The 19,197-nt window shown below is 60.7% G+C and carries 25 protein-coding genes; 11 read left to right on the top strand and 14 right to left on the bottom strand.

Translation table 11 applies throughout. The annotated features are described in order from the left end of the window. The 6 genes from BLU71_RS26365 to BLU71_RS26340 all read right to left on the bottom strand — a co-directional run bounded on the left by BLU71_RS26365 (position 1) and on the right by BLU71_RS26340 (position 3,396). Positions 1-240, bottom strand: a complete 240-nt coding sequence (locus BLU71_RS26365) for a BolA family protein (protein ID WP_008085051.1) — start codon at positions 238-240, stop codon at positions 1-3. 115 nt (positions 241-355) lie between these two features. Further along, on the bottom strand, positions 356-661 hold the full coding sequence (locus BLU71_RS26360) for an STAS domain-containing protein (RefSeq protein WP_039759362.1): 306 nt from the start codon (positions 659-661) through the stop codon (positions 356-358). Then, positions 658-1,311 carry an MlaC/ttg2D family ABC transporter substrate-binding protein gene (locus BLU71_RS26355; RefSeq protein WP_065615792.1) on the bottom strand — a complete coding sequence of 218 codons (654 nt, stop codon included), beginning with the start codon at positions 1,309-1,311 and terminating at the stop codon, positions 658-660. Before BLU71_RS26355 ends, BLU71_RS26360 begins: the two co-directional genes overlap by 4 nt. Before the next feature lie 11 nt (positions 1,312-1,322). Next, entirely contained in the window at positions 1,323-1,790 is a 468-nt protein-coding gene (gene mlaD, locus BLU71_RS26350) for an outer membrane lipid asymmetry maintenance protein MlaD (protein WP_016771673.1), read from the bottom strand. After that, a complete protein-coding gene (gene mlaE / locus BLU71_RS26345; protein WP_083354227.1) occupies positions 1,790-2,587 on the bottom strand; it encodes a lipid asymmetry maintenance ABC transporter permease subunit MlaE in 798 nt (265 codons plus the stop codon). The genes mlaD and mlaE overlap by 1 nt, the downstream gene beginning before the upstream one ends. Further along, the gene (locus tag BLU71_RS26340) at positions 2,587-3,396 is read right to left on the bottom strand and encodes an ATP-binding cassette domain-containing protein (RefSeq protein WP_083354226.1); all 810 of its coding nucleotides are present in this window, start codon (positions 3,394-3,396) and stop codon (positions 2,587-2,589) included. The genes mlaE and BLU71_RS26340 overlap by 1 nt, the downstream gene beginning before the upstream one ends. A gap of 272 nt (positions 3,397-3,668) precedes the next feature. On the opposite strand from BLU71_RS26340, the gene BLU71_RS26335 reads away from it, so the two are divergent. The 10 genes from BLU71_RS26335 (at position 3,669) to BLU71_RS26290 (ending at position 10,672) form a co-directional block, all read left to right on the top strand. Continuing rightward, complete coding sequence (locus BLU71_RS26335; RefSeq protein WP_042608754.1) at positions 3,669-4,643, top strand: KpsF/GutQ family sugar-phosphate isomerase; 975 nt, start codon at positions 3,669-3,671, stop codon at positions 4,641-4,643. After that, complete coding sequence (locus BLU71_RS26330) at positions 4,643-5,167, top strand: KdsC family phosphatase (RefSeq protein WP_016771677.1); 525 nt, start codon at positions 4,643-4,645, stop codon at positions 5,165-5,167. Before BLU71_RS26335 ends, BLU71_RS26330 begins: the two co-directional genes overlap by 1 nt. Before the next feature lie 8 nt (positions 5,168-5,175). Then, a complete protein-coding gene (gene lptC, locus BLU71_RS26325; protein WP_042608756.1) occupies positions 5,176-5,748 on the top strand; it encodes an LPS export ABC transporter periplasmic protein LptC in 573 nt (190 codons plus the stop codon). Further along, a complete protein-coding gene (gene lptA / locus BLU71_RS26320; RefSeq protein WP_016771679.1) occupies positions 5,735-6,280 on the top strand; it encodes a lipopolysaccharide transport periplasmic protein LptA in 546 nt (181 codons plus the stop codon). Before lptC ends, lptA begins: the two co-directional genes overlap by 14 nt. Further along, complete coding sequence (lptB, locus tag BLU71_RS26315; protein ID WP_024011621.1) at positions 6,280-7,005, top strand: LPS export ABC transporter ATP-binding protein; 726 nt, start codon at positions 6,280-6,282, stop codon at positions 7,003-7,005. The genes lptA and lptB overlap by 1 nt, the downstream gene beginning before the upstream one ends. 166 nt (positions 7,006-7,171) lie before the next feature. Then, complete coding sequence (locus BLU71_RS26310) at positions 7,172-8,662, top strand: RNA polymerase factor sigma-54 (RefSeq protein WP_042608757.1); 1,491 nt, start codon at positions 7,172-7,174, stop codon at positions 8,660-8,662. 73 nt (positions 8,663-8,735) lie between these two features. After that, positions 8,736-9,044 carry a ribosome hibernation-promoting factor, HPF/YfiA family gene (hpf, locus tag BLU71_RS26305; protein ID WP_042608758.1) on the top strand — a complete coding sequence of 103 codons (309 nt, stop codon included), beginning with the start codon at positions 8,736-8,738 and terminating at the stop codon, positions 9,042-9,044. Positions 9,045-9,056: 12 nt separating this feature from the next. Beyond that, positions 9,057-9,521: a PTS IIA-like nitrogen regulatory protein PtsN gene (gene ptsN, locus BLU71_RS26300; protein ID WP_042608759.1), complete on the top strand. Its 465-nt coding sequence runs from the start codon at positions 9,057-9,059 to the stop codon at positions 9,519-9,521. A 2-nt stretch (positions 9,522-9,523) separates the two neighbouring features. After that, positions 9,524-10,381, top strand: a complete 858-nt coding sequence (rapZ, locus tag BLU71_RS26295) for an RNase adapter RapZ (RefSeq protein ID WP_042608760.1) — start codon at positions 9,524-9,526, stop codon at positions 10,379-10,381. 15 nt (positions 10,382-10,396) lie between these two features. Further along, positions 10,397-10,672 (top strand): HPr family phosphocarrier protein, encoded by a 276-nt coding sequence (locus tag BLU71_RS26290; protein ID WP_065615791.1) that lies wholly within the window; start codon positions 10,397-10,399, stop codon positions 10,670-10,672. A 38-nt stretch (positions 10,673-10,710) separates the two neighbouring features. On the opposite strand, the gene BLU71_RS26285 is transcribed toward BLU71_RS26290, so the two are convergent. The 6 genes from BLU71_RS26285 to pmbA form a co-directional block, all read right to left on the bottom strand. Continuing rightward, positions 10,711-11,604, bottom strand: a complete 894-nt coding sequence (locus BLU71_RS26285) for a ZIP family metal transporter (RefSeq protein ID WP_083354225.1) — start codon at positions 11,602-11,604, stop codon at positions 10,711-10,713. A 29-nt stretch (positions 11,605-11,633) separates the two neighbouring features. Continuing rightward, the gene (locus BLU71_RS26280; RefSeq protein WP_083354224.1) at positions 11,634-12,245 is read right to left on the bottom strand and encodes a superoxide dismutase; all 612 of its coding nucleotides are present in this window, start codon (positions 12,243-12,245) and stop codon (positions 11,634-11,636) included. 1 nt (position 12,246) lies between these two features. Continuing rightward, positions 12,247-12,687, bottom strand: a complete 441-nt coding sequence (locus BLU71_RS26275) for a hypothetical protein (protein WP_042608764.1) — start codon at positions 12,685-12,687, stop codon at positions 12,247-12,249. Positions 12,688-12,714: 27 nt separating this feature from the next. After that, positions 12,715-14,091 carry a class II fumarate hydratase gene (locus BLU71_RS26270; protein ID WP_083354223.1) on the bottom strand — a complete coding sequence of 459 codons (1,377 nt, stop codon included), beginning with the start codon at positions 14,089-14,091 and terminating at the stop codon, positions 12,715-12,717. Next, entirely contained in the window at positions 14,072-14,479 is a 408-nt protein-coding gene (locus tag BLU71_RS26265; RefSeq protein WP_042608766.1) for a hypothetical protein, read from the bottom strand. Before BLU71_RS26265 ends, BLU71_RS26270 begins: the two co-directional genes overlap by 20 nt. A 252-nt stretch (positions 14,480-14,731) precedes the next feature. Continuing rightward, positions 14,732-16,078 (bottom strand): metalloprotease PmbA, encoded by a 1,347-nt coding sequence (gene pmbA, locus BLU71_RS26260; protein WP_083354222.1) that lies wholly within the window; start codon positions 16,076-16,078, stop codon positions 14,732-14,734. Positions 16,079-16,186: 108 nt separating this feature from the next. Here pmbA and yjgA point away from each other — a divergent pair, with 108 nt between their 5' ends. Next, the gene (gene yjgA, locus BLU71_RS26255) at positions 16,187-16,711 is read left to right on the top strand and encodes a ribosome biogenesis factor YjgA (RefSeq protein ID WP_042608768.1); all 525 of its coding nucleotides are present in this window, start codon (positions 16,187-16,189) and stop codon (positions 16,709-16,711) included. 51 nt (positions 16,712-16,762) lie between these two features. Here yjgA and tldD read toward each other — a convergent pair whose 3' ends face one another. Next, the gene (gene tldD / locus BLU71_RS26250; RefSeq protein WP_016771693.1) at positions 16,763-18,205 is read right to left on the bottom strand and encodes a metalloprotease TldD; all 1,443 of its coding nucleotides are present in this window, start codon (positions 18,203-18,205) and stop codon (positions 16,763-16,765) included. A 4-nt stretch (positions 18,206-18,209) separates the two neighbouring features. Continuing rightward, the gene (locus BLU71_RS26245) at positions 18,210-19,070 is read right to left on the bottom strand and encodes a carbon-nitrogen hydrolase family protein (RefSeq protein WP_083354221.1); all 861 of its coding nucleotides are present in this window, start codon (positions 19,068-19,070) and stop codon (positions 18,210-18,212) included. Between the last annotated feature and the right edge of the window lie 127 nt (positions 19,071-19,197).

Here is a 19,197-nt window from a genome sequence, read left to right as displayed (position 1 = left end):
TCAGGTGCGCTCGGCCCAGGCCGCGCTGCTGAAAAATTTCATAGTGACCGCATGGATGCTGCCATCGGTGATCCATGGGTTCAAATGGGCATAGACCTGCTGCTGACGCTTCACCGGGCTCAACGCCGCCAGTTCATCGCTGATCACGTTCAGCTGGAAGTTGCAGCCTTCGCCTTCAACTTCTACCAGCGTTCCTGGCAGCTTTCCTTCAAGGAAGCTCTTCACTTCTACGGCCTGCATGCTCAACCTCAATCGGCGCCCTGTGCGCACGGGTCGGACATCATACAAAAAAGCCCCGCGCCTGCGAACCCCGCAACGCAGGACTCTGACGGGGGGCTTCTTTATAGATGAGGGTTCAGGGGTGCGCCAACAGCTCGGTCAACTCGCTGACCTGAGCGATTTCGCGCATGTCTTCGGGCATCGCGCGGATGCTGACGGCCTTGCCGGCCGCCTGAGCATCACGCATGAAGCACAGCAGCAACGACAGGCCGACGCTGCTGGACTTCTGCACCGCCGAACAATCGATGACCAGCGCCGACGCCTTGCTCGACTTGATCAGCGCCTGCCCTTCCTTGCGCAGGTCAGGCCCGGTGCGGTAATCCAGCACGCCGCTGAGTACCAATTCGTCGACATCACTCATCCGTACTGCCGCCTCACTCATTGGGCTGGCTTCGCGGCGGCTTTGTCGGTTTCCTGCTTGGCCTTGGCCACTTCACCGGCCCAGCCATCGATGGTCTTGTCCAGATCGTTGCCATTGCGCTGCATGGCGTCGGCGAACTGGTCACGGAACAGCTTGCCGATGTTGATGCCGTTGATGATCACGTTGCGCAGCTTCCACTCGCCATTGATCTTCTCAAGGGTGTACTGCACTGGATAGATCGCGCCGTTGCTGCCCTTGACGGTCATGTTGACGCTGGTGCGGTCGCCCGATTCGTCTTTGGCCGGGTCAACGGTGATGCCCTGGTTGTTGTATTCCAGCAGAGCGTTGCCGTAGAACTGGAACAGACCGCGCTTGAAGTTTTCCTGGAAGCGCTGCATCTGCGCAGGCGTGGCCTTGCGCGAATACTTCACGGTCATGATGCTTTTGGAGATGCCCTCGGCATCCACCACGGGACCGACGATGCCGTTCAGCGCCGCATAGAAATCCTGCGGATCCTGCTTGTACTTCTCTTTATTGGCCTGCAAATCGGCAAGCATCCGGTTCGTGGTGTCCTGAATCAGGTCATGAGCCGATTGTCCCGGTGCAGCGTTAGCCATCAACGGCAGGGCCGCGAGCAACACCAACAGGCCACGTCGCAAGATAGAGATCATTCAAAAGCTCCTCATTTGGCGTCTTTGCTAACGGTATTGAGCAGGAATTTACCGATCAGGTCTTCCAGTACCAGTGACGACTGCGTGTCATGGATGGTTCCACCGTCTTTCAACTGAGTGTCTTCACCGCCGACGCTGATACCGATGTATTTCTCGCCCAGAAGGCCCGCGGTGAGGATAGACGCAGTCGAATCAACCGGCAGGTTGTCGACCTTTTTATCCACCTGCAGCGTGACCCGACCGGTGAAACTGTCGCGATCCAGATCGATGGCGGTGACCTTGCCGATGGTCACACCGGCCATGGTCACTTTGGCTCTGACCGTCAGACCGGCGATATTGTCGAAATAGGCATACAACTTATAGGTGTCGGTGGACGAAGTCGGAGACAGGCCGCTGACGCGCAAGGCGAGCAGCAGCAAAGCCAGGATCCCTGCCAGCAGGAACAGGCCGACACCGATTTCCAGGGTGCGGTTTTGCATCAGAAATCTCCAAACATCAAAGCGGTCAGAATAAAGTCCAGACCGAGCACTGCCAGCGAGGCAAAGACCACGGTCTTGGTGGTGGCACGACTGATTCCCTCGGAAGTGGGTTCACAGTCATAGCCTTGGAATACGGCGATCCAGGTCACGACGAAAGCGAAAACGACACTCTTGATCACGCCGTTGAGCACGTCGCTGGTGAAGGTCACACTGTTCTGCATGTTCGCCCAGTAGGAGCCTTCGTAAACGCCCAGCCAGTCGACCGCGACCCACGAACCGCCCCAGATGCCGACGACACTGAAGATCATCGCCAGCACCGGCAGGGAAATGAACCCGGCCCACAGGCGCGGGGCAATGATGTACTTGAGCGGATCGACACCGATCATTTCCAGGCTGGACAACTGCTCGGTGGATTTCATGTTGCCGATCTCGGCGGTCAATGCCGAACCGGCGCGACCGGCAAACAGCAACGCCGTGACCACCGGCCCCAGTTCACGCAGCAACGTCAGGGCGACCATCTGCCCCACCGCCTGCTCTGAACCATAGCTGGAAAGAATGCTGAAGCCCTGCAGCGCGAGCACCATGCCGATGAAAATGCCGGAGACCACGATGATCACCAGCGACATGACGCCGACCGAGTGCAGCTGCTTGACCAACAGGCCGAAACCACCGCTGATACCGCCACGGCCAAACAGGGCGTGAAACAGGAACAGGGTCGCCCGACCAAACACCGCGACCGCGTCGATCGCCGATTCGCCGAACCGACGCACGCGTTCCATCAATGAAATTCTGCGCATCAGCGCTTCCCCAGAAGATCTGCGCGGTAATCCGTCGCTGGAAAATGGTACGGCACCGGACCATCGGGATCGCCGGTCATGAACTGGCGGATACGCGGCTCATCCGAATTCATCAGCTCCTCCGGCGTGCCCTGCCCCAGCACCTGACCATCGCCCACTACATAAATGTAATCGGCAATGCTCGCGGTCTCCGCCAGATCGTGGGACACCACGATACTGGTGATGCCCAGTGCATCGTTGAGCAAACGAATCAGGCGCACCAGTACGCCCATGGCGATCGGGTCCTGGCCCACGAAAGGCTCGTCGTACATGAGAATCTGCGGATCGAGGGCAATTGCCCGGGCCAGCGCGACGCGGCGCTTCATGCCGCCGGACAGCTCGTCCGGCATCAGTTCGATGGCACCGCGCAGCCCCACGGCCTGCAACTTGAGCAGGACGATGTCGCGGATCATGTCTTCCGGCAGTTGCGTGTGAACCCGCAGCGGAAAGGCTACGTTCTCGAACACATCGAGGTCGGTGAACAGCGCACCGCTCTGAAACAGCACGCCCATGTGCTTGCGCGCATCGAACAGGTCACTGCGCGACAGCGTCGGCAGGTTCTGCCCGTTGACCCAGACTTCGCCGCTGGACGGGCGCAACTGCGCGCCCATCAGACGCAGCAGCGTGGTCTTGCCGCAGCCGGAAGGCCCCATGATGCCGGTGACCTTGCCGCGCGGGATGCGGATATCGACGTTATTGAAAATGCTCCGCGCACCGCGCTTGAAGGAGACTCCCTTCAGCTCGACCGCGTAGGCGTTATCGGCACTCATCTAAACTCCTTGCGATGCAGCCTCTCACTGGGATGCCAGACTTTCCTCGGAAACACCTGCATCCCGGGCAGGCCGAACTGGCGGCGAACTATATCACTGCAAAGGCTGAGCGCCCAAGCGAGAACCCGGCCTGAATCGCCGACAGATGAGGGTCGCAGCGACTTTCAGAGGGTTTTGGTAACCAGTAATGACAAAGCACGACGAACTTGCGTGAGGCTTTGCCACATAACCGCTATAATCGCCGCCTTTTCATCGGCCCATACGATTCTGACATGAGCAAAACCCGCGACCTGATTCAATCGGCACAACGCACCATCCGCCTCGAAGTGGAAGCCGTCCAAGGCTTGATGGCCCATATCGACGCCGATTTCGTACGCGCTTGCGAGATGATTCTGGCCAGCAAGGGCCGTGTGGTCGTGGTCGGCATGGGCAAATCCGGGCACATCGGCAACAAGATCGCCGCGACCCTGGCCAGCACCGGCACTCCGGCGTTTTTTGTCCATCCCGCCGAAGCCAGCCATGGCGACATGGGCATGATCACCCGCGACGACGTCATTCTGGCGCTGTCGAACTCCGGTTCGACCAACGAAATCATAACGCTGCTGCCATTGATCAAACGCCTGGGCATCCAGTTGATCAGCGTCACTGGCAACCCGCAGTCGCCGCTGGCGAAGGCTGCCGAGGTCAATCTCAATGTGCACGTTGAGCACGAAGCCTGCCCGTTGAACCTGGCACCGACATCTTCGACTACCGCAGCGCTGGTCATGGGTGACGCCCTGGCCGTGGCCTTGCTGGAAGCGCGCGGTTTTACCGCCGAAGATTTTGCCTTCTCGCATCCGGGCGGCGCACTTGGCCGGCGCCTGTTGCTGAAAGTGGAAAACGTCATGCACGCCGGGGAGGAACTGCCGCAGGTCCAGCGCGGCACCCTGCTCAAGGATGCGCTGATGGAAATGACCCGCAAGGGCCTCGGCATGACCGCTATCCTTGAGGCCGACGGCAAACTCGCCGGGATCTTCACCGACGGTGATCTGCGTCGCACCCTGGACCGCACCATCGACATTCGCAACGCGACCATCGACGAAGTGATGACCGCACATGGCAAAACCGCGCGGCCCGACATGCTTGCCGCCGAAGCCCTGAAAATCATGGAAGACCATCGAATCAGCGCCCTGGTAGTCGTCGACGAGGAGGATCGCCCGATCGGCGCCTTCAACCTCTCCGATCTGCTGCGCGCAGGAGTCATGTAATGAGCAACGATCTGCTGCAACGCGGCAAAGCGATCAAACTGGCAGTCTTCGACGTCGACGGTGTACTCACCGACGGTCGGCTGTACTTCCTCGAAGACGGCAGCGAGTTCAAGACTTTCAATACTCTCGACGGCCAGGGCATCAAGATGCTGATGAATGCCGGCGTGCAAACCGCGATCATCAGCGGTCGCAAGACCCCGGTGGTCGAGCGCCGCGCGAAGAATCTCGGCATCCCGCATCTGTTTCAGGGGCGCGAAGACAAATTGGTGGTTCTCGACGGCCTGCTCGCACAACTGGGCCTAAGCTATGAAGAAGTCGCCTATCTGGGCGACGATCTGCCAGACTTGCCGGTAATCCGCCGCGTAGGGCTGGGCATGGCGGTGGCCAACGCTGCCGATTTCGTCCGCGAACACGCCCACGGCGTTACCCGCGCCCGTGGCGGGGAAGGTGCTGCCCGCGAATTCTGCGAATTGATCCTGCGCGCCCAGGGCCGCCTCGAAGCGGCCAACGCCGCGTACCTGTGAGCCAGACCATGTTTAGCAAAAAGTTTCGCAACTTCCTGCTGTTCGGCTGCATCGCGGCGATTTTCGCTGCGGTGGGCTATTGGAACATCAGCCCGGAACGCTTCCTCGACAAGCCTCCGGTCTCGACTGCCGAGAACCCGATCGACTGGTACGCGACCAACACGCACACCATCCAGTACCTGCCCGACGGCAAGGTGCAATACGAGATGACCTCCGACAAGGCCGAGCACGTCAAGGCCACCGATGTCACGCTGGTGACCAAGCCTGATTTGAACATGTATCGCGGCACCGACTTCCCGTGGCACGTGACCAGCGAGCGCGGCGAAGTGAACTCGGGCGGTACCGAAGTGGAATTGATCGATTCGGTCCGCGTACAGCGCACCGATGAGAAAAAGCGCGGCACCCTGATCACCAGCACCCGCATGACGGTGTTCCCGCAGCAGGAATATGCGCAGACTGCGCAACCCGTTAGAATCGAGGGCGCTGGCGGCGTGTCGACTGGCGTCGGAATGAAAGCGTACCTGAAGGACAGCAGGATACACCTGCAATCGAACGTAAGAGGACAGTATGAGGCTCGTTAAAACCCTCCCTATTTTGCTCAGTCTGGGCGCAGCACTGGGAAGCGCGAGCGCCTGGTCCCTGCCGAACGATCAGCAGCAACCTATCCGCATTCAGGCCGACGACGCCCAGCTGGACGACAAGAATGGCATCGCCACCTATAAAGGTGACGTGATCATTACCCAGGGCTCGATGATCGTTAAAGGCAACACGGTGACCATGACTCGCGCGCCCAACGGCGATATCGACGTGGTGACCTCGGTGGGCAATCTGGCTTACTTCGAGCAGTTGCAGACCCAGGGCGACGCCAACCCGGTCAAGGGCTACGGCGTGACGATTCAATACCACGCCCAGCAGAACCGCGTGGTGCTGATCGACAAGGCCAAGGTTATCGACAAGGATAACAACGTCACCCAAGGCGAAAAAATCGTCTACGACACCGTGAAGAAACTGGCCAGCGCCGGTCGCGCCACGGGCAGCAAGGTCACCGAATCGCGTCCGCGCATCGACATGGTGATCCAGCCGAAGAAGAAAACCGAAGAGAAATCCCAGTAATGGCAACTCTGAAAGCTCAGCACTTGGCCAAGGCCTATAAAAGCCGCCAGGTCGTGCGTGACGTCAGCCTGTCGATCGACAGCGGGCAGATCGTCGGCCTGCTCGGCCCGAACGGCGCCGGCAAGACGACCTGCTTCTACATGATCGTCGGCCTGGTGCAGGCCGATCAGGGCCGGGTGCTGATCGATGATCTGGACGTCAGCCACCAGCCGATGCATGGCCGCGCCAAGGCCGGTATCGGCTATCTGCCGCAAGAAGCGTCGATCTTCCGCAAACTGTCGGTCGCCGACAACATCATGGCGATCCTCGAGACCCGTCCTGAACTCGACAAGGCCGGTCGTCGCAAGGAGCTGGAAAGCCTGCTGCAGGAATTCCACATCAGCCACATCCGCGACAACCTCGGCATGAGCCTGTCCGGTGGCGAGCGTCGCCGGGTGGAAATCGCTCGCGCTCTGGCCACTGCGCCGAAATTCATCCTGCTCGACGAACCGTTCGCCGGTGTCGACCCGATCTCGGTCGGCGACATCAAGCAGATCATCCACCACCTCAAGGCCAAGGGCATCGGGGTGTTGATCACCGACCACAACGTCCGTGAGACGCTGGATATCTGCGAAACCGCTTACATCGTCAACGACGGTCAACTGATCGCTGAAGGCGATGCCGAGACCATCCTGGCCAACGATCTGGTCAAGGAAGTGTATCTGGGTCACGAGTTCCGCCTGTAAGCGCGCCAGCGCTGTATCGATTCAAGGCGCATTTATCCGCTTTAATTGTTACAGCGCTCTAGGCAAACACTTCAGTTTCAGGCATATAATTTGCTTAAGTTTGGCGCTTCGGCGCCCTGTAGTGGATGGCGCAAAGCGCCGGCGAATAAGGTGTTAAGCCCCTGCCATGAAACCATCGCTAGTCTTGAGAATGGGCCAGCAGCTGACGATGACACCGCAGCTGCAACAGGCCATCCGCCTGCTCCAATTGTCGACCCTGGACCTGCAACAGGAAATCCAGGAGGCTCTGGAATCCAATCCGATGCTCGAACGCCAGGAAGAAGGCGACGACTTCGATAACGCCGATCCCTTGGCCGACAACGCCGAACAGAAGCCCGCCGAAATCCAGGAACCCTCCTATCAGGAAGCCGCCCCGACGGTGGACAACCTTGAAGATGGCGAATGGAACGAGCGCATCCCCAACGAACTGCCGGTAGACACCGCCTGGGAAGATGTTTATCAGACCAGCGCCAGCAGCCTGCCCAGCAGCGATGACGACGAGTGGGATTTCACCACCCGCACTTCCGCCGGCGAGAGCCTGCAGAGCCATCTGCTCTGGCAACTGAACCTGGCGCCGATGTCCGACACCGATCGCCTGATCGCCGTGACTCTGATCGATTGCATCAACAATCAGGGTTACCTGGACGAAACGCTCGAAGAAATTCTCGAAGCGTTCGACCCGGAACTGGACATCGAGCTCGACGAAATCGAAGCCGTCCTGCATCGCATCCAGCAATTCGAGCCCGCCGGGATCGGCGCACGCAACCTCAGCGAATGCCTGCTGCTGCAATTGCGCCAGCTGCCCGCGAAGACGCCGTGGCTCACCGAGGCCAAACGTCTGGTCGCCGATTACATCGACCTGCTCGGCAGCCGCGATTACAGCCAGTTGATGCGGCGCATGAAGCTCAAGGAAGACGAACTGCGCCAGGTCATCGAACTGGTGCAGAGCCTCAATCCGCGTCCGGGCTCGCAGATCGAATCGACCGAAGCCGAATACGTCATTCCCGATGTGATCGTGCGCAAGGACAACGAGCGCTGGCTGGTGGAACTGAACCAGGAATCAGTGCCACGTCTGCGCGTCAACGCCCAGTACGCCGGTTTTGTGAAGCGTGCCGACACCAGCGCCGACAACACTTTCATGCGCAATCAGTTGCAGGAAGCCCGCTGGTTCATCAAGAGCCTGCAGAGCCGCAACGAAACCCTGATGAAAGTGGCCACGCAGATCGTCGAACATCAGCGCGGTTTCCTCGAATATGGCGACGAAGCGATGAAGCCGCTGGTGCTGCATGACATCGCCGAAGCGGTCGGCATGCACGAGTCGACGATCTCGCGGGTGACCACACAAAAATTCATGCATACCCCGCGCGGTATTTATGAACTGAAATACTTTTTCTCCAGCCACGTCAGCACCTCCGAAGGCGGCGAATGCTCGTCCACGGCGATTCGCGCGATCATCAAGAAACTGGTCGCGGCGGAAAATCAGAAAAAGCCGTTGAGTGACAGCAAGATCGCTGGTTTACTGGAGGCACAAGGCATTCAGGTGGCTCGCCGCACCGTCGCCAAGTACCGCGAATCCCTCGGAATCGCGCCTTCGAGCGAACGCAAGCGGTTGATGTAAGCCACGTTACAGCGTTCCAGTGGCAGGCTTTTCGGCCTGCCGCTTTATGCACTGGCAACGAAGGAGAAGCTGTATGCAAGTCAACATCAGTGGACACCAACTGGAAGTGACCCAACCTCTGCGTTCCTACATCGAGGAAAAACTCCAACGACTGGAGCGACATTTCGACAAGATCACCAACGTGCAGGTCACGATGTGCGTCGAAAAACTGCAGCAGAAAATCGAAGCCACCTTGCATATTCCCGGAAAAGAAGTGGTCGCCAACGCAGAAGATACCGACATGTATGCTGCGATCGACTCACTCACCGACAAGCTGGACCGCCAACTCAAAAAGCATAAGGAAAAGACCGAGAGCCTCCTCCAGGGCGCAACCGGTCGTTAACCCCCCTATCCCATGATCCGACTTGAAACCATCCTGACCCCCGGCCGTTCCCAGGTGAACGCGCCGGGCGGCAGCAAGAAAAAAGCCCTCGAACAGATTGCCAACCTGATCCACCGCGAAGTGCCGGATCTGGCGATGCAGGATGTCTTCGAGGCGCTGATCGCCCGTGAGAAACTCGGCTCCACCGGTTTCGGCAACGGCATCGCCATTCCCCACTGCCGCCTCAAGGGCTGCACGGCGCCGGTCAGCGCGCTGCTGCACCTCGAAGCCCCGATCGATTTCGACGCCATCGACGGCGCCCCGGTGGACCTGCTGTTCGTGCTGCTGGTCCCGGAAGCCGCGACCGATGCGCACCTGGAATTGCTGCGCCAGATCGCCAGCATGCTCGACCGCAAGGAAGTGCGCGAAAAACTGCGCAGCGCTCCGAGCAACGAGGCCCTGTACCAGGTTGTACTGGACGAGCAGAACGGGCACTAATCATGCGTTTGATCATCGTCAGTGGCCGTTCGGGCTCGGGTAAAAGTACCGCCCTGAATGTCCTTGAAGACAACGGTTACTACTGCATCGACAACCTCCCGGCCGGCCTGCTGCCGGAACTGGCCGAGCGCGCGTTGATCCACACCGAGCTGGCGCAGCCGCTGGTCGCGGTATCGATCGATGCGCGCAACCTGCCGAGCCATCTGTCTCGTTTCCCCGAATTGCTCGAAGACGTGCGGGCCAAGCATATCAAGTGCGATGTGCTGTATCTGGACGCCGACGAAGAAACCCTGCTCAAGCGTTTTTCCGAGACCCGTCGTCGTCACCCGTTGAGCAACGCCAATCGCTCCCTGGCCGAAGCCATCCACGATGAAAGCGCCCTGCTCGGCCCGATCGCCGATCTGGCCGACCTGAAAATCAACACCACCCACCTCAATCTGTATCAACTGCGCGACACCCTGAAGTTGCGCCTGTTGAATCAGCCTGAGCCGGGTACGGCGTTCCTGGTCGAATCGTTTGGTTTCAAGCGCGGCATGCCGGTCGATGCCGATTTGGTCTTCGACGTCCGCTGCCTGCCCAATCCGTACTGGAAACCGGAGCTGCGTGCGCAGTCCGGACTAGATGCACCTGTGGCCGAGTACCTGGCGGAACAGCCGGATGTCGAAGAAATGTATCAGGACATCTACGCCTATCTGAACAAGTGGCTGCCACGTTTCGCCGCCAGCAACCGCGCCTACGTCACCATTGCCATTGGCTGCACCGGCGGGCACCACCGCTCCGTCTACCTGACCGAACGCCTGGGTCAGGCCCTGCAGAAAACCCTGAAGAACGTCCAGGTTCGCCACCGCGACCTCACCTAAAGGATTCACACCGCGATGCCTGCTCGTGAAATCGAAATCATCAATAAGCTGGGCCTGCATGCCCGGGCATCGGCCAAATTTGTCGGCGTGGCCGGCAAGTTTCCGGAGACTACGATAAGAGTCGGTCGCACGCCCGAGACAGCAGTGGACGGTAAAAGCATCATGGCGATGATGATGCTCGCGGCTGGCAAGGGCACCAAAATCCATTTGAGCACCGAGGGCGAACAGGCTCAGGAAGCTATGGACGCCTTGGTGGAGCTGATCAACAACTACTTCGACGAAGGCGGCTGATCCGCCAATGAGGGAGCTTGCTCCCTCCTCACCTTCATTCAACCCAACGCCGTATCCATCACCATCATCAGACAAAACCCGATCAACAAGCCAAGACTCGCCAGCTTGTCATGTCCATGCCGGCGCGACTCCGGAATCACTTCGTGAGTCACCACCAGCAACATCGCCCCGGCCGCCAGCGCCAGCCCCAGTGGCAACAGCACTTGAGCCAGACTCACCAGCCACGCGCATAACAGCGCAAACACCGGTTCGACCAGCCCTGACGCCGCGCCGATCAGAAAGGCCCTGACCCGCGACATTCCCGCCCCGGCCAGCACCAGTGCAATCACCAGACCTTCCGGCACATCCTGCAACGCGATGCCCATCGCCAGACTGTCGGCATCCGCCATACCGCCACCGGCAGAAACGCCGACCGCCATGCCTTCCGGAATGTTGTGCGCGATGATGGCGAACACGAACAGCCAGATGCGCGGTGGAATCACCGGACGCTCAAGCGTGCCGACGAGCATCTCCGGCGTAGCACCGGAAACCCTGCGATCCACCAGATACAGGCCGAACGCGCCGAGCAGGATGCCAAAGCAGATCAAACCACTGGCGGCCCACGGCGTCAGGCCAAGACTCTCAGCCGCAGCAATGCCCGGCACGATCAGCGAAAACGCCGTCGCCGCCAGCATCACCCCGGCACCAAATCCCAGCAAGGTGTCGCTGAGTGCCTGCGGCATGCGCCGGATTATCAGCACCGGCACCGCGCCGAGCGCCGTGCCCAAGGCGCAGATAGCGCCGCCCTGCAATGCGCGCAGCAACCTGGGTTCAAGATTCAGCCAGTGCAAACCGTGGGCGACCAGCAGAGTCATCCCCGCCAACAGCAACAGCGAGCCCACCGCGTAACGAAACATCCGCCCGCTGCCAATCGCCAGTGTTTCAGTGCCCATAGTCAGCCCTGATTGTTTTTATTGAAGGCTCAAACCAGTGCGGCTTGGTAGCGCGCAGCAACTTCCGGCCAGTTGATCACGTTGTAGAACGCGTTGATGTATTCCGGGCGACGGTTCTGGTAGCGCAGGTAGTAGGCGTGCTCCCAGACATCGAGGCCGAGGATGGGTGTATTGCCGTTCATCAACGGGCTGTCCTGGTTGCCGCTGCTTTCCACCACCAGCTTTTTCTCCGGGGTCACGCTGAGCCAGGCCCAGCCACTGCCGAAACGGGTCAGCGCGGCTTTGGTGAACGCTTCCTTGAAACTGTCCAGTCCGCCCAGTTGCTCGTCGATGGCCTTGGCCAGCTCGCCGTCGGGTTTACCACCACCGTTGGGCACCATGACTTCCCAGAACAGCGAATGATTGGCGTGACCGCCGCCCTGGTTGATCACCGCCGCGCGAAGTTTTTCCGGCAGTTGCTGCACGCTGGCGACGAGCTTTTCCACCGGCCACTCGGCAAACTCGGTGCCTTCCACGGCGGCGTTGAGGTTGTTGATGTAGGTCTGGTGATGCTTGGTGTAATGGATCTCCATGGTCTGCGCATCGATGTGCGGCTCGAGGGCATCGTAGGCGTAGGGCAAGGCGGGCAAGGTAAAAGCCATTTCAATGGACTCCGTACTGATGAGAAGTTGAGGCGCGGCGGGCATTGCCGGTGTCGGGATGCAGCAGACGCTGGGTGCGCGGGTACTCACCGTGCTCACTGATGAAATTCAACAGCTCGACGTAGGTCTTGCTGCTCTGGCGCAGCGCCGCCTCACGCAGGGCGGGGCGCAGGCGTTCGTCCTGCATGGTCTGCAACAGGCGTTGGTGGATGGCGCACAGGTACTCGGCGCTCTCCTCCGGTTGGTTCAGGCGCAGATGCAGGTCGGCGAGGTTGTGATGAGAGACGACGCAGGCCGCCACTGCTTCGTCGGCATCCGCCCAGCGTTCGAACAGCACTTGCGCCAGGGCCAGGGCTTGCAGGTAAGCCTCGCGGGCGTCGATCAATTCGCCCAGCATGAAGCAGCGATTGGCCCGTTCGATCGTGCGTTTCCAGTGCTCCATGGTGAGCCTCCAAAGCTGTTGCGGGGTTTACACGCCGCCGGCGGTGAGCTTCTCGGGGTTGAGCAACTCTTCCAGCTGGCTGCGCGACAGGTCGGTGTGTTCCAGGGCAACGTCAATCACCGCGCGGCTTTCCCGGTAGGCCTGCTTGGCGATGTCTGCGGCTCTCTGGTAGCCGATGATGGGGTTGAGGGCGGTGACCAGAATCGGGTTGCGCGACAACGCTTCTTGCAACCGCGATTCGTTGACCTTGAAGCTGGCAATCGCCTTGTCACCGAGCAGGCGACTGGAATTGGCCAGCAGTTCGATGCTGCTCAGCAGGTTGTGCGCGATGATCGGCAGCATCACGTTCAGTTCGAAGTTGCCCGATTGCCCGGCCACGGTGATCACCGAGTCGTTGCCGATCACTTGCGCGGCGACCATGGCGGTGGCTTCCGGGATCACCGGGTTGACCTTGCCGGGCATGATCGACGAGCCCGGCTGCAGCGCTTCGAGTTCGATTTCGCCGAGGCCGGCCAGCGGGCCGGAGTTCATCCAGCGCAGGTCATTGGCGATTTTCATCAGCGACACGGCGGTGACCTTGAGTTGGCCGGAGACAGCGACGGCGGTGTCCTGCGAGCCGATCAAAGCGAACAGGTCCTTGCCCGGAGTGAATTGCACGTCGGTCAATTGGCTCAGATGCCGACTGAATCGCGCGGCGAACTCCGGATGCGCGTTGATCCCGGTACCCACCGCGGTGCCGCCCTGCGCCAGGGATTGCAGGCTCGGCAACAAATCCTGCAGATGTGCGACGTTGGCCTTGAGCTGCTGCGCCCAGCCGTTGAGCACCTGACTCATGCGCACCGGCATCGCGTCCATCAGATGGGTGCGTCCGGTTTTGACGTGATGATGCACCTGTCCGGCCTTGCGCTCGATGACCTGGACCAGATGCAACAGCGCCGGCAGCAATTGTTCATGCAGCGCCAGCGCGGCGCTGACGTGAATGGTGGTCGGGATGATGTCGTTGCTGCTCTGCCCGCAGTTGACGTGATCGTTGGCATTGACCGGCTCACCGAGCATGCGGCTGGCCAGCGTGGCGATCACTTCGTTGGCGTTCATGTTCGAGCTGGTGCCGGAACCGGTCTGGAAGATATCCACCGGAAAATGCTGCATGAAATCGCCTTCGAGCAGACCTTGCGCGGCATCGCTGATGGCTTTGCCCTGGGCCACGCTGATCTGGTTCAGCTCAACATTGGCCCGGGCCGCGGCGGCTTTGGCGAGAATCAGCGCGCGGATGAATTGCGTCGGCATCGGCTTGCCGCTGATCGGGAAGTTGTCCACTGCGCGCTGGGTCTGCGCGCCATAGAGCGCGTCGACCGGCACCTGCAGCTCGCCCATGCTGTCGCGCTCAATACGTGTCTTGGTCATTCGAATGTCCTTGCAGCAAATCAATAAGAGGAATCGACGGTTGCAACTCGCAAGTGGCGAGCTGCCAGGTGTAGCGTTGCCAGCGCTGCAGGCGGCATTGGCACAGCGACAGGCGCTCCATGTCACGCAACGGGCGCCAGGCTTGATCGAGACAGACGCTGCGCCAGTGCCACGGCAACGCGGTGTCGCTGGCCGTGTCGAGCAGCAGACGGAAAGACGTTTCGGCGACGGTCCAGGGCGAAGTGGCTGTGCAACAGGACAGATAGCGCCCTTCGGCGAGGTAATGTTCGATCAGGCGCGGTTCGTCAGGATCCAGTGCGCAACGGATTTGGCGGCTCATCCAGCGCCAGCTTTCGAGGTAGGGCTGCTCGTGCAAGGCAGAACTCATGATCCGGAACTCTTTCGGAGATGAGATTCATTATTAGATGATAATGAGAACCAACACAAGCGATCGAGTTTGCGCTGCCCATTTGTGGGAGCGGGCCTGCTCGCGAATGCTTCTGCCCGGTTGGGATGTATTATCCGGTCCACCGCTTTCGCGAGCAGGCTCGCTCCCACAAGGAATTTGTGGCGAAGCGAATAAAAAAGGCGCGCCATCCAGAACGGATGGCGCGCCTTTTTGAATGGGCGGAATCGCGGTTTAGCTGCCGGCGACGGTCATCCGCTCGATCAATACCGAACCGGTGCGGATGTTGCTGCGCAGCTCCAGGTCGTTACCCACCGCAACAATCTGCTTGAACATGTCGCGCATGTTGCCGGCGATGGTCACTTCCTGCACGGCGAACTGGATCTCCCCGTTCTCCACCCAGAAACCCGCCGCCCCGCGCGAGTAGTCGCCAGTGACCATGTTCAAGCCATGGCCCATCAACTCGGTAACCAGCAGTCCTCGGCCCATGCGTTTCAACAGCGCTGCCTGATCCTCATCGCCATAGGTGACGAAAAGATTGTGCACACCGCCCGCGTTGGCGGTGCTTGGCATGCCCAGTTTGCGCCCGGAGTACGTACCGAGGATGTACGAGACCAACTCGCCCTTCTCGACGAACGGTTTAGCGTAAGTCGCCAGGCCGTCACCGTCGTAGGACGCACTGCCCATCGCGCGCATCAGATGCGGACGCTCATCGATGGTCAGCCATTCCGGGAACAGCTTCTGCCCCAGCGTGCCTTCGAGAAACGACGATTTGCGATACAGGCTGCCACCGGACACTGCCGAGAGGAAACTGCCGAACAGGCCGCCCGCCAGCTCCGCGGAAAACAGCACCGGCACTTCGCAGGTCGGCACCGGACGCGCGCCCAGACGGCTGGCCGCCCGCTGCGCGGCACGCTGGCCGATGCTCACCGGATCGGCGAGCAGGCTGCCCTGGCGATTGACGTCGTACCAGTAATCACGCTGCATCTGGCCGTCGGCTTCAGCGATCATCACGCAACTCAGGCTGTGCCGGGTCGACGCGTAACCGCCGATAAAACCGTGGCTGTTGCCGTAAACGCGGCAACCCTGATGGGTGCTGAGGGTGGTGCCGTCGGCGTTCTTGATCCGCGCATCGGCGTCGAAAGCCGCAGCCTCGCAGAGCAGAGCCTTCTCGATGGCTTGCTCCGGGGTGATGTCCCACTCGTGGAACAGGTCGAAATCCTGCACATCCCTGGCCATCAGTGCCGCATCGGCGAGGCCCGAGGCTTCATCTTCGGAAGTGTGTCTGGCGATGGCCAGCGCAGCTGCGACCGTTTCACGGATCGCCTCAGGGCCAGTGGCCGAGGTGCTGGCCGAGCCTTTGCGCTGGCCAACGTACAGGGTGATGCCAAAACCCTGATCACGATTGAACTCAACGGTTTCGACCTCGCGCTGACGCACCGAGGTCGACAGGCCCTGCTCCAGCGACACCGCGACTTCACAGGCGCTGGCGCCCTGGCGCTTGGCTTCGGCGATGATCTGCTCGACCTGTTCTTGCAGTGCCGGCAATGCCTGCGGGCCGACGCTTTGAACTGCACTCATGCTCATCTCCACTCAAATTCTGCTTTCGGCTGGGGTCATCGAGCGACCGGGCCGGACAAGCGGCCCCCGACTGGTTATCATGGCGGCGTTTCTTTGCGGACTGCCACCATGGTTGATTCTTACGACGACTCCCTCGATACGGGAGAAAAAAGCAAATCTCAGGTCAAACGCGAGCTGCATGCGCTGGTTGACCTCGGCGAGCGCCTGACCACACTCAAGCCTGATCTGGTCGCCAAACTGCCCTTGACCGACGCTCTGCGCCGGGCACTGGCCGATGCGCCCAAGCACACCGCGAACATCGCGCGTAAACGGCATTTGCAGTTCATCGGCAAACTGATGCGCGATCAGGACACTGACGCGATTCTGATTCTGCTCGATCAACTCGATGCCTCCACTCGCCAGTACAACGAGCGTTTCCATAATCTGGAACGCTGGCGTGACCGCCTGATCGCGGGCGATGACGCCGTGCTGGAGAAATTCGTCGTCGAGTACCCGGACGCCGATCGCCAGCAATTGCGTTCCCTGATCCGTCAGGCCCAGCATGAGGTTGCGCAAAACAAACCCCCAGCTTCGAGCCGCAAGATCTTCAAATACATTCGGGAGCTGGACGAGACTCAACGCGGCCTGCGTTGATCATCGCCACCGGGTGGCCGTCCTGCGCGCCACCCGAAAGCCCCACCGTTCTTATGCGCCCGTGCCACCCACGGTGATCGCATCGATTTTCAGCGTTGGCTGGCCGACACCCACCGGCACCGACTGCCCATCCTTGCCGCACGTGCCCACACCGCTGTCCAGCGCCAGATCGTTACCGACCATCGACACCCGGCTCATCGCCTCTGGGCCGTTGCCGATCAACGTCGCGCCTTTGACCGGCGCGGTGATCTTGCCGTCCTCGATCAGATACGCCTCGCTGGTGGAGAACACGAACTTGCCGCTGGTGATGTCGACCTGACCGCCGCCGAGGTTGGCGCAATAGATGCCCTTCTTCACCGAGGCGATGATTTCCGCCGGATCGCTTTCGCCACCGAGCATGTAGGTGTTGGTCATGCGCGGCATCGGCAGATGCGCATAGGATTCGCGGCGACCGTTACCGGTACGCGCCACGCCCATCAGCCGCGCGTTGAGCTTGTCTTGCATGTAGCCCTTGAGCACGCCGTTTTCGATCAGCGTGGTGCACTCGGTCGGCGTGCCTTCGTCGTCGACGCTCAGTGAACCGCGACGGCCGCTCAAGGTGCCGTCATCGACGATGGTGCAGAGTTTGGAAGCAACCATTTCGCCCATGCGCCCGCTGTAGGCGGAGCTGCCCTTGCGGTTGAAATCGCCTTCCAGACCATGGCCGACCGCTTCGTGCAGCAGCACGCCGGACCAGCCGGAACCGAGCACCACCGGCAAGGTACCGGCCGGCGCCGGAATCGCTTCCAGATTGACCAGTGCCTGACGCAGTGCTTCGCGGGCATAGCCCATGGCGCGGTCTTCGGCGAGGAAGTAGCGGTAATCGGTACGCCCGCCGCCGCCATGCCCGCCGCGCTCGCGCCGGCCATTCTGTTCAACGATGACACTGACATTGAAGCGCACCAATGGGCGCACATCAGCGGCCAGACCACCGTCGGTGGAGGCAACCAGAATCCGCTCCCAGACGCCGGCCATGCTCACGCTGACCTGCTGAATGCGTGGATCGAGTGCGCGGGTGGCGACGTCGATGCGTTTGAGCAATTCGACTTTTTCCGCGCGGCTGAGCACTTCCAGCGGGTTATCCGGTGCATACAGTTGCGCGACGTCCTGGCTGGTGAACGCCTGCACGGTGCCATTCTGCCCGGCGCGGGAGATCGAGCGTGCGGCACGGGCCGCGGCGCCGAGGGCTTCGAGGGTGATCGCATTGCTGTAGGCAAATCCGGTTTTTTCACCGGACTGCGCACGTACGCCGACACCTTGGTCGAGGTTGAAGCTGCCTTCCTTGACGATGCCGTCTTCCAGCGCCCACGACTCGGAGATCTGGCCCTGGAAATACAGGTCGGCGGCATCGATGCCCGGCCCGGCCAGATCGCCGAGCACGCCTTGCAGGCTCTCGATCGTGACACCGCCGGGTGCCAACAGGTGATCACTGACTGAGGACAACAACTCGCTCATAGGTTTACGCCTTAAATTCGTGTTCTGAAGCAGGCCGCTGGGCGCCCTGCGAGAAAAACCGCCGATGACGCGTCACCGGCATGCGCGCCCGGATGGACGCTTGTTCATCGCTGTCGCGGGCGGCCAGCAACACCGCCTCGCCTTGATCCTGCTGGGACAGCACGCGTCCCCACGGGTCGACAATCGCCGCATGCCCGAAGGTTTCCCGAGGCCCCGGATGGGTGCCGCCCTGTGCTGCCGCCAGCACATAACATTGTGTTTCGATGGCCCGTGCACGGATCAGCACATCCCAATGCGCGGCGCCGGTCACGGCAGTAAACGCCGACGGTGCAGTAATCAACTCGGCACCGGCGGCGCGCAATTCGCTGTACAACTCTGGGAAGCGCAAGTCGTAACACACGCTCAGACCGACGCGGCCTACCGGTGTATCCGCCACCACCACGCCACCGCCATAAGCATAGTCATCGGATTCACGATACCGGCCACGATTGTCGGCGACATCGACATCGAACAGATGCAGCTTGTCATAACGCGCGACGATCTCGCCGTGATCATCGACCAACAGCGAGCAGGCATTGGCTTTGGCCGTGGGTTGGCCCAGCGGTGGCAACGGCAATGTACCGGCGACTATCCATAAGGTGAGGTCGCGGGCGGTCTGTTTCAACCAGGGCAGGATCGGCCCTTCGCCCAAAGCCTCGGCGCGGCCGATATCGGCCACGTCGCGACGGCCCATGGCGGCGAAGTTTTCCGGCAGCACCGCGAGTTTCGCCCCGCCGGCGGCTGCCTGTTCAAGCAGGCGTCGGGCCTGGGCCAGGTTGGCCAGCACGTCGCTCTGGCTGACCATTTGAATCACCGCTAAAGACATGGCCGCTCCTCGGAATTTACGCAGAACTGTGTAGGAGCTGCCGAAGGCTCGGGCCGCGATCGGACGATCTCTTGATCTTGATCTTGATCTTCAACAACAAGATCAAGAGATTGCAGCCTTCGGCAGC

This window comes from Pseudomonas moraviensis, from assembly GCF_900105805.1.
Classification (GTDB): Bacteria; Pseudomonadota; Gammaproteobacteria; order Pseudomonadales; family Pseudomonadaceae; genus Aquipseudomonas; species Aquipseudomonas moraviensis_A.
This window is presented reverse-complemented; position numbering and strand designations above follow the sequence as displayed.

What these genes read in the sequence shown, in the direction of transcription:
- BLU71_RS26335 (WP_042608754.1), top strand. Translation starts at nt 3,669, where the DNA reads ATGAGCAAAACCCGCGACCTGATTCAATCGGCACAACGCACCATCCGC.
- lptA (WP_016771679.1), top strand. Translation starts at nt 5,735, where the DNA reads ATGAGGCTCGTTAAAACCCTCCCTATTTTGCTCAGTCTGGGCGCAGCA.
- BLU71_RS26310 (WP_042608757.1), top strand. Translation starts at nt 7,172, where the DNA reads ATGAAACCATCGCTAGTCTTGAGAATGGGCCAGCAGCTGACGATGACA.
- BLU71_RS26290 (WP_065615791.1), top strand. Translation starts at nt 10,397, where the DNA reads ATGCCTGCTCGTGAAATCGAAATCATCAATAAGCTGGGCCTGCATGCC.
- rapZ (WP_042608760.1), top strand. Translation starts at nt 9,524, where the DNA reads ATGCGTTTGATCATCGTCAGTGGCCGTTCGGGCTCGGGTAAAAGTACC.
- tldD (WP_016771693.1), bottom strand. Translation starts at nt 18,205, where the DNA reads ATGAGCGAGTTGTTGTCCTCAGTCAGTGATCACCTGTTGGCACCCGGC.
- pmbA (WP_083354222.1), bottom strand. Translation starts at nt 16,078, where the DNA reads ATGAGTGCAGTTCAAAGCGTCGGCCCGCAGGCATTGCCGGCACTGCAA.
- BLU71_RS26365 (WP_008085051.1), bottom strand. Translation starts at nt 240, where the DNA reads ATGCAGGCCGTAGAAGTGAAGAGCTTCCTTGAAGGAAAGCTGCCAGGA.
- BLU71_RS26265 (WP_042608766.1), bottom strand. Translation starts at nt 14,479, where the DNA reads ATGAGTTCTGCCTTGCACGAGCAGCCCTACCTCGAAAGCTGGCGCTGG.
- mlaE (WP_083354227.1), bottom strand. Translation starts at nt 2,587, where the DNA reads ATGCGCAGAATTTCATTGATGGAACGCGTGCGTCGGTTCGGCGAATCG.
- yjgA (WP_042608768.1), top strand. Translation starts at nt 16,187, where the DNA reads ATGGTTGATTCTTACGACGACTCCCTCGATACGGGAGAAAAAAGCAAA.
- BLU71_RS26270 (WP_083354223.1), bottom strand. Translation starts at nt 14,091, where the DNA reads ATGACCAAGACACGTATTGAGCGCGACAGCATGGGCGAGCTGCAGGTG.
- BLU71_RS26245 (WP_083354221.1), bottom strand. Translation starts at nt 19,070, where the DNA reads ATGTCTTTAGCGGTGATTCAAATGGTCAGCCAGAGCGACGTGCTGGCC.
- BLU71_RS26330 (WP_016771677.1), top strand. Translation starts at nt 4,643, where the DNA reads ATGAGCAACGATCTGCTGCAACGCGGCAAAGCGATCAAACTGGCAGTC.
- ptsN (WP_042608759.1), top strand. Translation starts at nt 9,057, where the DNA reads ATGATCCGACTTGAAACCATCCTGACCCCCGGCCGTTCCCAGGTGAAC.
- lptB (WP_024011621.1), top strand. Translation starts at nt 6,280, where the DNA reads ATGGCAACTCTGAAAGCTCAGCACTTGGCCAAGGCCTATAAAAGCCGC.
- lptC (WP_042608756.1), top strand. Translation starts at nt 5,176, where the DNA reads ATGTTTAGCAAAAAGTTTCGCAACTTCCTGCTGTTCGGCTGCATCGCG.
- mlaD (WP_016771673.1), bottom strand. Translation starts at nt 1,790, where the DNA reads ATGCAAAACCGCACCCTGGAAATCGGTGTCGGCCTGTTCCTGCTGGCA.
- BLU71_RS26275 (WP_042608764.1), bottom strand. Translation starts at nt 12,687, where the DNA reads ATGGAGCACTGGAAACGCACGATCGAACGGGCCAATCGCTGCTTCATG.
- BLU71_RS26280 (WP_083354224.1), bottom strand. Translation starts at nt 12,245, where the DNA reads ATGGCTTTTACCTTGCCCGCCTTGCCCTACGCCTACGATGCCCTCGAG.
- BLU71_RS26360 (WP_039759362.1), bottom strand. Translation starts at nt 661, where the DNA reads ATGAGTGAGGCGGCAGTACGGATGAGTGATGTCGACGAATTGGTACTC.
- BLU71_RS26285 (WP_083354225.1), bottom strand. Translation starts at nt 11,604, where the DNA reads ATGGGCACTGAAACACTGGCGATTGGCAGCGGGCGGATGTTTCGTTAC.
- BLU71_RS26355 (WP_065615792.1), bottom strand. Translation starts at nt 1,311, where the DNA reads ATGATCTCTATCTTGCGACGTGGCCTGTTGGTGTTGCTCGCGGCCCTG.
- BLU71_RS26340 (WP_083354226.1), bottom strand. Translation starts at nt 3,396, where the DNA reads ATGAGTGCCGATAACGCCTACGCGGTCGAGCTGAAGGGAGTCTCCTTC.
- hpf (WP_042608758.1), top strand. Translation starts at nt 8,736, where the DNA reads ATGCAAGTCAACATCAGTGGACACCAACTGGAAGTGACCCAACCTCTG.